This window comes from Chitinibacter sp. FCG-7 (assembly GCF_040047665.1).
GTDB classification, from domain to species: domain Bacteria; phylum Pseudomonadota; class Gammaproteobacteria; order Burkholderiales; family Chitinibacteraceae; genus Chitinibacter; species Chitinibacter mangrovi.
In genome coordinates this window covers 1,133,210-1,147,509 of record NZ_CP157355.1, presented here as the reverse complement: position 1 = coordinate 1,147,509, position 14,300 = coordinate 1,133,210, and the positions used below count along the sequence as shown (strand labels likewise).

Below are 14,300 nucleotides of genomic sequence, written 5' to 3'. Positions count from 1 at the left end.
TCACGCCTCACGCCTCACGCCTCACGCCTCACGCCTCACGCCTCACGCCTCACGCCTCACGCCTCACGCCTCACGCCTCACGTCTCACGCGACTTTCTCGGCAGGCCTCACGCGGCTTCTTTCGCTAGAGTAACCCTTTGCTGCGCAATTCGGCTTCAACCAGCTCCGCAATGCGCGGTGCGAGATGCGCTTCAAGATCGCGGCTGATTTCTTCGGTGAGCTTGCGCAGCGTTTCGCCATAGAGCTGGTTCATCAGCGCGCTGAAATGCTGCTTTGTGAGCTGCTCAACTTCGCTGGCAATATCGATTGCCAATTGGGCGCCAACGATGGCGGTGATTTCGGCGACGGCATTCTGATCCAGCTCCTGGGGTATTGCTTCCTGGGGCTCATCATTCATCACCTCTGCGGCTATACCCGCTTCAGTATCAGTATCAGTATCGGTGTCGGCTTGGGCTGGTACGGTATCCGGCCATTCCTCCGGTGGAACCGCGCTGTCCGTCAGGGCGGCGGGAAGGACAATCTCATCGGTAACGGTTTGCCATTCGGCTTCGTCGGCGTCCAGATCAATTACGATCGGCAGCGATTCATCGTGTCGACCATACACAATCAGCTCGTCCGTGGTGGGCTCATCGCTGTGACGCCGCGCTGGGTAGGGCGTGCTTTGCAGGTCTTGCGGCTCGCCGACGCGCAAAGCTGGCGCATCGAAGAGATCTGCTTCCGGCGCATCGTCATCGTCGCTCAGGTGCAGATCAATATACTGCAGCTCTTCGTCTTCCGGGTTGCTCGCCGGGTTTTCATCAACCTGTTCGTCCAGTCTAGCTTGCAGGTTTGCTTCGATGTGGTCGGCCTCAAGGCGGGCGGGTTCGGCGTTGGGTGCTGGTGTTCCAAGCGTAGACTCGGCTACGACGGCGGCAAAATTGCCCGCGTCATGTTGGTCTGCGTCTTCTGGTGCCGCATCTTCTGGATCGGGGAGTGCGAGTGCTTGAGCTGGCGCGGCTTGCTCAGCCACCGGCTCTGCATCGCTGGGCTCCGGGGTGCCTGAGGCTTCGTCCGCGCTGCTGTCGGCAATAGCCGCAGATGCTGGGGTACTGTCTGGCTCGGCGATCGATTCGGTGGGCTCGACCTGCTCGGTGCTATTGAGGCTGAGGATGGCGTCCAGATCCAGATGTGGTACTTCCGCTGCAGCTAGGCTGGCTTCAGCCAGTGCCTGCGTGAAGTCGGTGTCGGCTGGTGTTGCTTCGGGCAAGAGCTCCAGCGGCAGCACCAGATCGCTGGCCAGAAACTGGTGTTCGCTGCTGCTAACCAGATCGCGCCGCGTCGTGCTCGGTAGCGTGGGTAACTCAATCAGGTCAGGGTTGTGCTCTTGCTTGAGTGCTTCAAGGTCAAGCATGGGTAGATCAAGAAAGACGGGCTCGGGTTTTGGTTTGGCGCCGCTCTGGGGGGGCTTTGCCGCGCCGGGTAGTAGCGGAATGGCTGCGGGCTGTGGTGCCACGGCTGGCTGGACGGTTGGCGTTTCGTCCCGGCTCTTGGCTGGTGCGGCTTGAAACGGCAGCGGGTCAATCATCAGGGCTTGTGGTTTGCGGCTGACGGCGGCTGGCTCTGCTTCCAGCTGCGCAATGTCGCCATCCTGATGGTCAATCCCCCATTCCAGCTCCAAACTGGCAATTTTGTCAGCCAGATTGGGCTCAACCACGTCGGTCAGCGATGGAATGTCATCGACCACATCAAACAGGCTGGGTATGGTTTTGGGTGCCACTTCGGTCAGCACCGGAATATCGTCCAGGCTGGCAGCCGGGCCATTGCGGTGGCGGGCCATCAGCGCGTCCATTTTATTGAATAGCGGATTTACCGAGTCGTTATTCGGAGTTTGCTTCTGGTCGGCCACGATTTCAATCGCTCCTGGATGGGTTGGCTGTGGCATCGCTTGGGGATGTCATATCTGTCGCGCTTGGGCTAAAGCCCTGCTGTTTATAGGCGGCCCAGCGCTGGCGGGCCGCAAGACGAAGTGTTTCGTCGCTATCCACAATTTCAATCAGGCGACCAAATTCGCCAAAGCGCGGCGCAACGTGGTCAGTCCAGTTGAATAGTACATCGCGCGCGCGCATCAGCTCGACGCGATGGTCAAGAATAATCGGCGTTTGCTCGGCGATGGCTGCGTCAAAACTGCAATGCGGCAAAAAACCGATGGCCGGGATTTCCCACAGCAGGCGATCAAGCACTTGCGACGCGGCGGGCGAGCCGGTCAGGATGCAGATCGATTTGCCCGCCGCGAGTGCCTTGCCCGCAAGCTGGCACAGCGCCGTTTCGCGGGAACGCACATTAAAATAAAACGTGATGTCAGTCATGCGATGTAAGGGGCAAGGTGTGGGGTAAGGGGTAAGGCGAAACAGCCTTTACACCTCACTCTTCACTCCTTACACCTAACTCCTTACAGTGTTGCGAGGTATTGCAAGAGAAGCGGAACCGGGCGGCCTGTTGCGCCTTTGGCCGCACCCGATTTCCATGCCGTGCCAGCAATATCCAAGTGCGCCCATTTTTGCTCTTTGACAAAGCGCGACAAAAACGCCGCCGCCGTGATCGAGCCAGCCGGACGACCGCCAATATTGGCCATATCGGCAAAATTGGATTTAAGCTGCTCTTGGTATTCATCAAACAGCGGCATGCGCCATGCTTTGTCATCCGCTTCTTTTGATGCCGCGAGCAGCGCATCAGCCAGTTCGTCATCATTGGCAAACAGACCGGTGGTGGTGTGGCCGAGTGCAATAATGCACGCGCCGGTCAGCGTGGCGATGTCGATAATCACAGCAGGCTCAAAGCGCTGCACATAGGTCAGCGCATCGCACAAAATCAGGCGGCCTTCGGCGTCGGTGTTCAAAATCTCAATCGTCTGGCCGCTCATGCTAGTGACGATATCGCCGGGTTTTACTGCGTTACCAGCAGGCATGTTTTCGCAGGCAGGAATGATGCCGACCAGATTGATTTTCAGATCCAGCTCGGCCACGGCGCGGAATACGCCCAGCACGGTGGCGGCACCGCACATATCGTATTTCATCTCGTCCATGCCTTCGCCGGGCTTGAGTGAAATACCGCCTGAATCAAAGGTGATGCCCTTGCCGACCAGCGCGACGGGTTTCTGTTTTTTATCGGCGTTGTGATATTCCATCACGATAAATTTGGGTGGCACAATCGAGCCTTTGGCGACCGAGAGGAACGAGCCCATTTTCAGCGTTTCGAGTTCTTCCTGCTCCAATACATGGCAGGAGAAGTCGTAGGTGTGCGCCAGATGCTGTGCGGTCGCTGCCAGATAATCCGGCGTGCAGACGTTAGGTGGCAAATTGCCCAGATCGCGCGTCAGATTCATGCCGTGACCGAGCGCCAGGCCGTAAACCAGACCCGCTTCGATCTCGTCGATATCGCCTTTTTTCGGCGCAAGCAGGCTGACGAGTTCGAGTTTGGGCGCAGGCGCCGCATCCGACTTGAATTGATCAAAACGATAAACTTCGAGCATCAGCGCGTTGACGATTTCCTGCGCTGTGGCTTTTTGATCCTGTTTTTTGTAGCCTGCTGCCGAGAGTGCAATACACGCGGTCTGGTTCTGGCTGGCAATCAGTGCTTTGGCCAGCGCACGGACGCTGTCGCGAACGATTTTCTCATTGGGCTCTTTGCCCAGTTGCACCAGAATAACGCGCTTAAAGCCCAAACCCGCAGGCAATCCCAGTGCCAGAACCGACGCTGCTTTGGCTGCCAATTCGCCATCTTTGATCGCCTGGCTTAAAATGCCGCCAGCCATGGTATCGAGCTCTTTGCCTTGCGCGGGCAGTTTTTCACCGCAAACAGGCAGAACCAGGCAGTCGGCAGACTCGGGTGAGGGTGAAACTATGGTAAATTCCATGGGGCGCTCCGGGCTCATTTTCTAAGAATGAATCGATTATTCACTTACACTTCGCCCAAGTCAAAAGACAAATCTCAGCTGGCCAGGCAAAAACCGGCAACTCGCTGGCCGCGCACTGTATGAGCTGTCTGTGGCGTGCTTATATTCATTGCCCGCCTTGCGTGCAAATTTTTGGATTCCTATTTGGCAATGCTTTTTCGCAAAACCCTGATTCATGAAATGACCTGGATGGCCTTTGGCCTGTTCATTGTGTTATTGCTGATCGTCATGACCTCGCAAGTAGTGCGCCTGCTCGGCGAAGCTGCGCTAGGGGCGCTGGCCAGCTCGGCTGTCTGGGCCGTGATGGGCTTTACCGCCGTGCGCTATCTGCCGCTGCTGTTTTCGCTAATGCTGTTTATTACCATTTTGTCGGTGATTACCCGGCTATGGAAAGATCACGAAATGTTTGTCTGGTTTTCGGCCGGGCGCTCGATTTATGACTTTATTGGCCCGGTACTGACGATGGGTCTGCCTGTGGTATTGCTGATTGGCGCGCTATCGCTGGGCGTGTCTCCGTGGGCACAGCTCAAAGGCAAGGAATATCGCGAAGCCAGCCTGAGCAATCAGGAAGTCACCCAGGTTGCTCCTGGTGTTTTTCGCGAGTCGCGCGGCGCTGACCGGGTGTATTTCATTGAGAATTTTTCGGCTGAGCGCGGGCTGGGCGAGAATGTTTTTTTGCAGATTCGCCAGAACGGCAAGATCTCGACCATTCTGGCCGATCAGGGCGGGATGGAGATTGATGAGCAGGGCGACCGCTGGATGTGGCTGAAAAATGCCACCGCGTATCAGGCCATTCCGGGTAGTCCGCAGTACGATATTCTGACCTTTGAAACGGGCAAAATCCGCATTGATGTGCCCAGCAAACCGCTGGTCAGCCCGGCCATCGAGGCCATGAAAACGCTCCAGTTGCTGAAACACTTAAGTCCGCAAGCCTGGGCCGAGCTGCATTGGCGCATGGCTTTGCCGATTCAGGCGCTGATTCTGATGCTGGCTGCCATCCCGCTGGCCTTTGCCAACCCGCGCGGTGGGCGCTCTTTCAACCTGCTGTTTGCCGCTTTGCTGGCTTTCTCTTATTACAACGCGATTAACGTGCTGCAAGCATGGATTGCCACCGAAAAAATTCCCGGTTTGATCGGCATGTGGCCGCTGCATGTGTTGGCGGCGCTGTTGACGCTGCTGCTTTACCGCTGGCGCAGCAAGGTGAGGGCTTAACATGAATCGCATGGGCCGTTACGTCGTTTCCACCATCGCCTGGCATGTGCTGCTGGCCTTGCTGGTGCTGTTTGGCTTGTTTGTCTTTTTTGACCTGATCGGCGAGCTGCGCGATGTGGGCAAAGGCAGCTATCAGTTCGGGCATGCGCTGGTGTATGTCTTGCTCAGCTCCCCGGCCCGCGCCTATGAATTGCTGCCGGTGTCCTTGCTGATTGGCGGTATTTTTGCCTTGTCCAGCCTGGCCGATAGCTCGCAAATCACCGTGATGCGCGCCGCTGGGGTGTCCATTCTGCGCATTTGCCGCTGGCTGCTGGCTGCTGGCTTGCTGTTTGGCGGCCTGACCTTTGCCATTGGCGAATATATCGCGCCTTTAAGCAATGATGCGGCCACGCGCTATCAGGTGGCGGCCAAAGAGTCGGTGCTATTCGGGCGCTTTCGCTCCGGCGTATGGCTGAAAAATAATCAGGAAATTATCAATGTCTCCGCCATGCAGTCCGATTTAAGCCTGCAGGCCTTGCGGATTTATGTGCATGATAATCAGCATAAGTTGTTGAAAATCATCGATGCGCAAGGTGGCCGCTATCAGGGTAATGGGATGTGGCAGCTCGAAGACGTGACGCAAACGCGTTTTCTGGCCGATTCGGTGTCGGTGACGCGCGCAGGCAGCATGCCGTGGGCTACGCAGGTGGACCCGAAGATGCTGGCCGTTCTGATGATCAAGCCCAAAGATATGTCAGTGCAGGCTTTGCAGCAGTATGTTGAGCATCTGAAAGACAATAAACAAAGTACGGCGCGCTATGAGCTGGCGCTGTGGGCCAAGATTTTCTATCCCTTTGCCTGTCTGGCCATGATGCTGATCGCCTTGCCGTTTGCCTTAAGCCAGCGCCGCAGCGGCAATGTCGGCATGAAAATCTTCCTCGGCATTTTGCTGGGAGTTTCGTTTAATTTTGTCAACCAGATGATGAGCCACATTGGCGAGCTTTATCAGCTGCCGCCTTTGCTGGCTGCGGCCTTGCCAACGCTGGGCTTGTCATTGCTGGCGATTTACTTTTTGTGGCGGCAGGAAAAAGGTTGAGCGTAGTTCACGCGCTGTTGCTGGTCGAGCACTGATCAATTACGCCGCACTAGCCCCTAGCGCTTTGTATATTCTTTGAGTTGAATGGATACCCTTGCTATGTATGTCTTGCTAACTGGCGGTGCAGGTTATATTGGATCACATACCTATATAGAATTGCTCGCAGCGGGCTTCACGCCGGTCATTTTTGACAATTTTTACAATTCAAAACCCGAAGTGCTGAACCGCCTGAAAACAATCACCGGGCGCGATGTGCTGTGCATTGAAGGCGATATCCGTGATCGTGCCGCGATGGATGCCGCTTTTGCCCAGTATCCGTTTAGTGCGGTGGTGCATTTTGCCGGCTGGAAAGCGGTGGGTGAATCGGTCGCCAAGCCGCTGGAGTATTACGATAACAATGTCGTCGGCACGCTGCGTCTGCTGGACGCAATGAAGGCCGCTGGCGTTAAAAACCTGGTGTTCTCGTCCAGCGCCACGGTGTATGGCGACCCACATGCGGTGCCGATTCTGGAGCATTTCCCGCTCTCGGCAACCAATCCCTATGGCCGTAGCAAACTGATGATCGAAGACATGCTACGCGATTTGCGCGTGGCCGATCCGTGCTGGAATATCGCCTTGCTGCGCTACTTCAACCCGGTTGGCGCGCATGAAAGCGGCCTGATCGGTGAAGACCCGCAGGGTATTCCGAATAATCTGATGCCGTTTGTCACGCAAGTAGCCGTTGGCAAACGCGAAAAATTGTCGGTGTTTGGCGGCGATTATGCAACGCCCGATGGTACCGGCGTGCGCGATTATATTCACGTCGTCGATCTGGCCTTGGGGCACGTTAAGGCGCTGCAAAAGCTGCAAACCAAGCCGGGCAATGTCACTGTCAACCTCGGTACGGGCATCGGCTATTCAGTGCTGGATATGGTCAAAGCGTTTGAAGTGGCGTCCAATCGTGCTGTGCCGTATGAGATCGTCGCCCGCCGCGCTGGTGATATTGCCGCCTGCTACGCCGACCCGCAAGCCGCTTTCGAGCAACTGGGCTGGCGCGCCGAAAAGACCTTGCAGGATATGTGCAATGACAGCTGGCGCTGGCAAAACGCTAACCCGAATGGCTACGGTGCTTGAGACTTATTCTTTTTCTGACTATATCTGTAAACACATAATGTGCAGGTTCGGTCTATAAGGGTATTGCCCTGCAAGTTATGATTTAAATGACTTGGAGGGCAATACTGATGGTGGGTAATTGCGCGGCACGGCGTTTGGCTCAGCAGGGGGCGGCTTTATTACTACTGCTGATGTTGCTGGTGCTGGCGTGTTCGACGTTTGCCTTGTCGGCGCTGCGTGGCCGTGATGCCGAATTACTGCGCCGCGAGCATAATGCTCGAATTCTGGCGCAAGCACGGCAGGCCTTGCTGGCTTGGTCTTTAAGCCGCGATGGCACCGCCGGGCTCGGCCATTGCTCACCCACCTCGTCCCCGAATGGCCGTGCCTGCTCGCCGCTTGAGCTGCCTTGCCCGGCCAACCCCAATGAAAGCGCCATCAACAGCATTGGCACGTCGATCACCAGTTGTAATAGCGCGGCCAATCCGGCTTCGCGCCAGGGCTGGCTGCCGTGGAAAACGCTGGGCATTCCCAAATTGCTCGACGCCTATGGCGAGCCACTGTGGTACAGCGTGGATCGGGGCTTTGTGGTGCGCACGCAAGATACCGAGGCGCGCAAAATCAATCTGGATAGCCAGGCCAGCTTGCGGGTTTTTCAGAATGGTGTCGAGCTAACCGCCACGGGCGATGGGGCGGCGGCCATCCTCTTTGCCCCTGGCCCGGCATTGGCCGGGCAGAACAGATTGGCTCCGTATCAGGCTGCGCAATTTCTGGATGCGGCAGGTATTTATAATAATGCGCAGGTGGGCGGGCCGTATATTACTGCGGCATTGGCCAGTGACTTTAACGACCAATTGCTATTTATTCGTGACCGGGAGCTGATCGAACTGGCGCAGCCACGCTTGGGTGTGGCGATTGCCAGCCAGTTGCAAAGCTACTGGGAAGCGTTTCAAATCGCCAACCCACCAGCCCCTTCTGCGAGCCCTGTACCGAGTGCGGCTCCGACTCCTCCACCTGTACCAACTGCCATTCCCGAAGCTTATCCCTATCCCGCCAATATGCTGGGCGATGCAACTTGCCGCGATAATGTGGTCTACGCGGCCAATACCGGATGCCGCAGCCAGGCCGATTTATGCGCAGGCATTTTGCCGCGAGCGGCGAACGACTGGACAGGGCAGGGGCGCTTCGCTACCCCGGCGATCAATCGGCTGCCGGTGTGGTTTCGGCAGAATATCTGGCATCGGGCGGTGTTTTACGCGGTGAAACAGGGTATCCACTGCACGGCCGATTTTGTTCTGGATGGTGTGGCTGAGCCGGATATTGACGCACTGCTGATTCTGCCCGGCGCCAGCCAGAGTGCCAGAGCCGATAATACCCAGCTGGCGGCCAATGCCAGCCTTGATCTGGCGCTGTATCTGGACGATGCGGCGCATCAGGATAAATGGCTGCAGCCGCAAGCGCGTGAGTTTGTCACTCCTGCGTGTACCAGCAATGATCTGATGCTGGTGTGTCGGCAGGGCGTATGCAGCGAAAGGACAAGACTATGTTAAAGCAGAGCGGGTTTTCATTGCTGGAGCTGGCCGTGGTGTTGCTGATTATCGGCATTATGCTGGCCAGCGGTCTTGGCGCATTTAGCGGGCAAATGGCCGCCCAGCGCCATCGGGAAAGCAAGCTGATGCTCGAGCGCGCCAACGAAGCCCTATTTGGCTTTGCGCTGGCCAACCATCACTTGCCATGCCCCGCAGACCCGGCTCTGGCCAATACTGAGGCCACCGCGGGCATGCAAGAGCGGCAGGACGCAGGAAATGCCAACGCCTATCGCTGTGTTCGCAGCTACGGCGATTTGCCGTGGCGTGAGTTGGGCCTGCCCGAGCTTGATGCGTGGGGCCGACGGCTTAAATATGCAGTGGCCACCAATCCAGGCGGAGGTACGGCCAGCTACGCAGGTGATTTTGCTGGATCCAACCCCACCGCTGGCACTGCCTGTGGTCTACCCACCAACAAACCCTGTTTCACACTGCAAAGCGCCAGCAACCTACTCACCCTGCGCTCCGCCACCCGCCGCAATGGCGCTGCAGCCACATCCCGCATCCTCGTTAGCAACGCCGTCGCGGTAATTTATTCCGAAGGCGAATTGGGCGCGCTAGGCACGAGCGATGAAAATGACAACCGCAATGCCGACGCTAATTACCGAGCCGACACCCCGGATGCCGAGCTGGACGATATGGTGCTGTGGCTGCCTAGTAGCCAGTTTTTATATCAGATGACCCAAAGCCGGGCACTGCCTTGAATGTCCGTGGATTAGCAGTTCCTGATAAGGGCAATGTAGTGACGATAAATGTCACTCGCCCGGTATTGATGTATCAAGACGTGGAAACGTGTACGGGGAAACAATTACAAAGCACGGCTGCAGATCGCCCGATTTGACAAGCAATACGGCGCATCGGCAGCGATCTTGCCTTATTTATGTAAGCAGGATCACACCAAAAATGGCCTGCAAGGCATAGAAAAACAAAGTTGGCACACCCTATGCTTATACTAAGCCCAAGCAAGGCGATAAGCCTGCTCAATCCAAACCCAAGGAGAAGCAAAATGACTCAAACTATGAAACGTGCTCAACAAGGTTTTACGCTGATCGAGTTGATGATCGTTGTCGCGATTATCGGTATTTTGGCTGCAATTGCTTTGCCTCAGTATAAACAGTACACAGAACGTTCTGCGGATAACGCTTGTTTGGCTGAAGCTAAAGCAGCATCAAATCTGGTGACCACTGCAGTTTCTGCTGCTAACGAAGCGTTGTATCCAAACCCAGTTCCTACCGGCAAAGCATGTGATGGATCATTTGGAGTACCTGCTGATTACGCTACAGCTGCCGCTGGTACTACTTGGACTGCAAACTCTACCAAAGGTACAAACACAGTAACTTGTACAATTGCGACAGGTAATTGTGTTGCTGCTCCATAAATAGTGACAAGTATTAAATATAAAAAGCCGAGACTAGTCTCGGCTTTTTTTACATTGGTAAAAACTAGATTTTCCACAAGATTTTAAGTACGCCCGCCACAGATAGTTTGAATGCTGTTGATTCTGACTCTATGTAAAGCAAAGATTTAGCATCTCATCATTCCAACTAAGTTTATTAGCAGGCCTACTTATTTCTTTGCATTGGCATGGGTATTGCTTCGTTTAAAGCAAGTTAGAGTCGGATTGGAGATATGACATGAGTCAAGTTACACATAATTCCGAACGGGGTTTTACCTTAATTGAGCTGATGATTGTAGTGGCTATCATTGGTATTTTGGCTGCCATTGCGCTTCCTCAATATCAAAGTTATACGCAAACAGCTGCGGAGCGAGCTTGTTTGGCTGAGGCAAAAGGTGTTGCTAATTTTATTGCTACTGCTGTAACTAATTCGGATGATGGTTTAATGCCGACTTTGACTCTTAAATCATGCACGGGGACAGTTCCCAATACCTATGTTGGCATTGCTGCAAGCTTTACTTTAACCCCCAATGTTCCTGGAGTTAAAACAATTACCTGCCAAACCCAAAGTGGTAGCTGTGCAATTGATCCTTAATATTCAAATTGATCTATTGGGTGCCTCGAAAAAAAACTAAGCCATCTCGGTCAGCTGTGTTAGGGTGTGCAAATCTTGATTTGCACACTCAGACTGCCCCGCTGATAAATCCCATTGTTAATTCAAGCCTTATGTTAATGCGTTATTCCCTGTCGGATTTTGTACCCTATGGCCTTTTTTTCGCTGTTCACGGTTCACGGGGCCTGTGCCGTTTGGGGGTGTAAATCATGTGCTGCAGACTGCTGATCACTCTCCGAACTCGCAACTGTTAATAAGTTATGGCTAAGATTGAGTTTAGCGCACCGTTCAATTCAACACATTCCCCGCTTCAAAAACGATATACTGTCAGCAGTCTGGGGCTTTGGCCGCGATAGTTTGCATAGTGTTATCTACGGTTGTGGTTATTTTAACGCACCGAGGAGGGCTGACCTGTATTGATCAGGCGCTGATTCCCCGACCCCCGCCACGGCAGTGTGCTGGGGTTTTCTTTTTCGTATTTGCCATCGATCACCACATCCACATAGTCAAACACGGGCAACTCGCGTACTTCTTCATACAAATACCCCGTCCACACCCAGATATTCTTGTCCGGGTAGCGGGTTTTGAAGGCTTTGCAGAGTTCGAGGATCGCTTCGCGGTTGGCGGTGTGAAGTGGATCACCTCCGGATAGGCTCAGGCCGTCGTGGCCTTCGCAGGCGGCTAGTAGTTCTTGCTGTACTTGTGCCGTAAAAGGTAAGCCCGATTTTCTATCCCATGTTGATTGGTTGTAGCAGCCGGGGCAGGCGTGGGTGCAGCCGGTGACAAAGAGCGTCACGCGGATGCCGGGGCCGTTGACTAGATCGTGAGTGTAGTAGCGGTCGTAGTTCATTGTGCTAATGATGCTGCTTGGGTATTGCTCTGTAGCTTTTGATTAATATTAGCTTCAGGGCTATACCCGTTGGTGTATTGGGCTTGGGCGTGGTGTTTTACGCGGCGCATGACTTCTTTTTGTTTGCCCGCATTGAATGGGCGGGCGTTGGGGCTGCCCAGATAGCCGCAGACGCGGCGGGTGACGGAAAGTGTCGCACTGTCGTGGTTGCCGCATTCCGGGCAGGTAAAACCATGCGCCGTAGCTAATGTTTCGCCCATAAATCCGCATTTTCCGCAGGCATCGACTGGGGTGTTACTGCCAAAATACGGCACCTTGGTGATGGCGTAGTCCCAGATGCGTTCCAGTGCCAGCAGATTGTGCTTCATATTGGGCAATTCAACGTAGGTAATGTGTCCGCCGCTGGCGAGTTCGGCGTAGCCCGCTTCAAAGTCGATTTTTTCAAATGGATTGACCTTGTGCGCAACGTCCAGATGGAAAGAATTGGTGTAATAGCCTTTGGCACATAATTTATTCACTTCAGGCTGGTGGCCAAAGCGGGCCTGATCGAGTTTGCAGAAACGATGGCATAGTGATTCGCTGGGGGTTGAGTACAGCGAATAGCCAAAGCCAGTCTCGGCTTTCCAGCGTTGGGTGGCTTCGTTCATGGTGCGGACGATGTGCTGCAGAAACGCTTGCGCACTCTGGCTGTTGGCCGGGTGTTCGCCAAACATCAACACGCCGACTTCGTGCAGACCGATAAAGCCGAGCGAGATCGACGCGCGGCCATCTTTGAAAATACTGATGATGTCGTCATCGGGCTGCAGGCGAATGCCGAAAGCGCCCTCGGTATATAAAATGGGCGCCACATTGGCTTTAACGCCTTTCAGGCGCTCAATCCGTACCGACAGTGCGCGAAAACATAGCTGCAGCCGTTCGGCGAGTAATTGCTCAAAGCGCCCCAGATCGCCCCGCGCTTCAATCGCAACTCGGGGCAGGTTCAGGCTGACGACGCCCAGATTATTCCTCCCATCGAGTTCTTCCTCGCCTTGAGCATTGCGCCACACCGGCAGAAAGCTGCGGCAGCCCATGGGCGAGACCGGTACGCTGGAGCCGGTGATCTGGCGATTGAGTTTGGCTGAAATAATATCCGGGTACATCCGCTTGGATGTGCATTCGAGCGCGAGTTGCTTGATGTCGTAATTGGGGTCGGTGGGTTTGAGGTTGATGCCCTCGTCGATAAAGAACACCAGCTTGGGGAAAACCGGCGTCGTACCTTCTTTGCCCAGCCCTTTGATGCGCACGCGCAAGATGGCTTGCTGGATAATCCGCTCGGCCCAGCTGGTGCCCATGCCGAAAGAGAACGTCACAAACGGCTGCTGGCCATTGGAGCTAAATAGCGTGTTGATTTCATACTCGCAGGCCTGAATGCCGTCGTAGGCTTCTTTTTCGGTGCGCTCGCGTGCGTAGCGCTCGGCATCGGCGATTTGATATTCGGCGGCAATCGCCAGATTTTTCTCGTAGGTTTTCAGTACATACGGAGCGAGGGTTTGGTCGATATTCGGAATCGTCGTGCCGCCGTATTGATGGCTGGCGACTTGCGCGATGATTTGCGCTGTCACCGCGCACGCCACGCCGACTGATTTCGGGCTTTCAATTTTGGCATTGCCCAGGCGGAAGCCATTTTTCAACATGCCTTGCAGATCGACCAAGCAGCAATTGGTAAACGGCAGAAAGGGTGAATAATCCAGATCGTGAAAATGAATATCGCCGCTGTGGTGCGCTTCCAGAATATCTTTGGGTAGGAAGGTGCTGGCAAATTGCTTGGAGACGATCCCAGCCATCAAGTCGCGCATCACCGGAAAGACATTGGCGTCTTTATTGGCATTTTCGGTGGTGGCTTCAAGATCGGTTTTATTGACCAGCCCCATCAGCTTGGCGTGCAGCTCCGAGCCTTGGGCGCGGATGCGGTCGCGATCTGAACGGTACTGTATATATATACGTGCCACTTCCGGGTATTGCGCCATCAGCGCGTCTTCGACCAATTGCTGAATGGTGGGGATGTCGAGCTGAGGCGGTGTTTTGCTAAATAGATCGGCCTCGGTCAGCTTGCGGCATTCATCTTCGACGTAGGCGGTGATCTCGGCGGCCAGTAGCTCGGGCTCTGGATAGCGGGCGGCAGTGGCGGCGCGGCGGCAGGCTTCAAAGATTTTGGCGCCGTCGTAAGCGGCTTTGGCGCCGTCGCGTTTGATGACTTTCAGCATAAGCTTGGCTGTTCCTGTAATCAGATTGTGCCCGGCATCAGGCTGCGGCCAGCGATGCCCAAGACCAATACGCACCTGTTGCGCCAAGGTGGCGCGAAAAAGCGGGCGAGCCCGTATGCTCGCCCCAAGTGGCTCATTTCAGCGGTGTCAGACCTGAGCCGGATCAGTGCTGCTGCCTTGTGGTGTGCGCGCAGCGAGCTGGCGCTGCGGTGCGGCATTGATCGGTGGTCTTTACGCGTAAACACAATATATGGTGTTTTTTCAGCTTGATGTTCGCTATATGTGCTGTTTTTGACGAGTATCAA

The 14,300-nt window shown here is 55.0% G+C and carries 11 protein-coding genes and 1 pseudogene; 7 read left to right on the top strand and 5 right to left on the bottom strand.

Annotated elements, in window-relative coordinates; all coding sequences use genetic code 11:
- Positions 1-124: 124 nt before the first annotated feature.
- The 3 genes from ABHF33_RS05270 to ABHF33_RS05260 all read right to left on the bottom strand — a co-directional run bounded on the left by ABHF33_RS05270 (position 125) and on the right by ABHF33_RS05260 (position 3,892).
- Positions 125-1,921 carry a hypothetical protein gene (locus tag ABHF33_RS05270; RefSeq protein WP_348945966.1) on the bottom strand — a complete coding sequence of 599 codons (1,797 nt, stop codon included), beginning with the start codon at positions 1,919-1,921 and terminating at the stop codon, positions 125-127.
- Positions 1,890-2,345, bottom strand: a complete 456-nt coding sequence (locus tag ABHF33_RS05265; RefSeq protein WP_348945965.1) for a DNA polymerase III subunit chi — start codon at positions 2,343-2,345, stop codon at positions 1,890-1,892. The genes ABHF33_RS05270 and ABHF33_RS05265 overlap by 32 nt, the downstream gene beginning before the upstream one ends.
- Positions 2,346-2,428: 83 nt before the next feature.
- Positions 2,429-3,892 (bottom strand): leucyl aminopeptidase, encoded by a 1,464-nt coding sequence (locus tag ABHF33_RS05260; protein ID WP_348945964.1) that lies wholly within the window; start codon positions 3,890-3,892, stop codon positions 2,429-2,431.
- Positions 3,893-4,081: 189 nt separating this feature from the next.
- Between ABHF33_RS05260 and lptF the strand changes: the two genes are divergently transcribed.
- The 7 genes and pseudogenes from lptF (at position 4,082) to ABHF33_RS16920 (ending at position 10,884) form a co-directional block, all read left to right on the top strand.
- The gene (gene lptF, locus ABHF33_RS05255; RefSeq protein WP_348946599.1) at positions 4,082-5,143 is read left to right on the top strand and encodes an LPS export ABC transporter permease LptF; all 1,062 of its coding nucleotides are present in this window, start codon (positions 4,082-4,084) and stop codon (positions 5,141-5,143) included.
- Position 5,144: 1 nt separating this feature from the next.
- A complete protein-coding gene (gene lptG / locus ABHF33_RS05250; protein WP_348945963.1) occupies positions 5,145-6,218 on the top strand; it encodes an LPS export ABC transporter permease LptG in 1,074 nt (357 codons plus the stop codon).
- A 99-nt stretch (positions 6,219-6,317) separates the two neighbouring features.
- Entirely contained in the window at positions 6,318-7,331 is a 1,014-nt protein-coding gene (gene galE / locus ABHF33_RS05245; RefSeq protein ID WP_348946598.1) for a UDP-glucose 4-epimerase GalE, read from the top strand.
- A gap of 107 nt (positions 7,332-7,438) precedes the next feature.
- Positions 7,439-8,857 carry a hypothetical protein gene (locus ABHF33_RS05240; RefSeq protein WP_348945962.1) on the top strand — a complete coding sequence of 473 codons (1,419 nt, stop codon included), beginning with the start codon at positions 7,439-7,441 and terminating at the stop codon, positions 8,855-8,857.
- On the top strand, positions 8,851-9,597 hold the full coding sequence (locus ABHF33_RS05235) for a type II secretion system protein (protein ID WP_348945961.1): 747 nt from the start codon (positions 8,851-8,853) through the stop codon (positions 9,595-9,597). The genes ABHF33_RS05240 and ABHF33_RS05235 overlap by 7 nt, the downstream gene beginning before the upstream one ends.
- 314 nt (positions 9,598-9,911) lie before the next feature.
- A pseudogene (locus ABHF33_RS16925) lies at positions 9,912-10,023 on the top strand (prepilin-type N-terminal cleavage/methylation domain-containing protein); the annotation flags it as partial.
- Positions 10,024-10,527: 504 nt separating this feature from the next.
- On the top strand, positions 10,528-10,884 hold the full coding sequence (locus ABHF33_RS16920) for a type IV pilin protein (protein WP_432803957.1): 357 nt from the start codon (positions 10,528-10,530) through the stop codon (positions 10,882-10,884).
- A 406-nt stretch (positions 10,885-11,290) separates the two neighbouring features.
- Here the strand turns inward: ABHF33_RS16920 and nrdG are convergent, their stop codons facing one another.
- Positions 11,291-11,752, bottom strand: a complete 462-nt coding sequence (nrdG, locus tag ABHF33_RS05220) for an anaerobic ribonucleoside-triphosphate reductase activating protein (RefSeq protein WP_348945960.1) — start codon at positions 11,750-11,752, stop codon at positions 11,291-11,293.
- Positions 11,749-14,070: an anaerobic ribonucleoside-triphosphate reductase gene (nrdD, locus tag ABHF33_RS05215; protein WP_348945959.1), complete on the bottom strand. Its 2,322-nt coding sequence runs from the start codon at positions 14,068-14,070 to the stop codon at positions 11,749-11,751. Before nrdD ends, nrdG begins: the two co-directional genes overlap by 4 nt.
- Between the last annotated feature and the right edge of the window lie 230 nt (positions 14,071-14,300).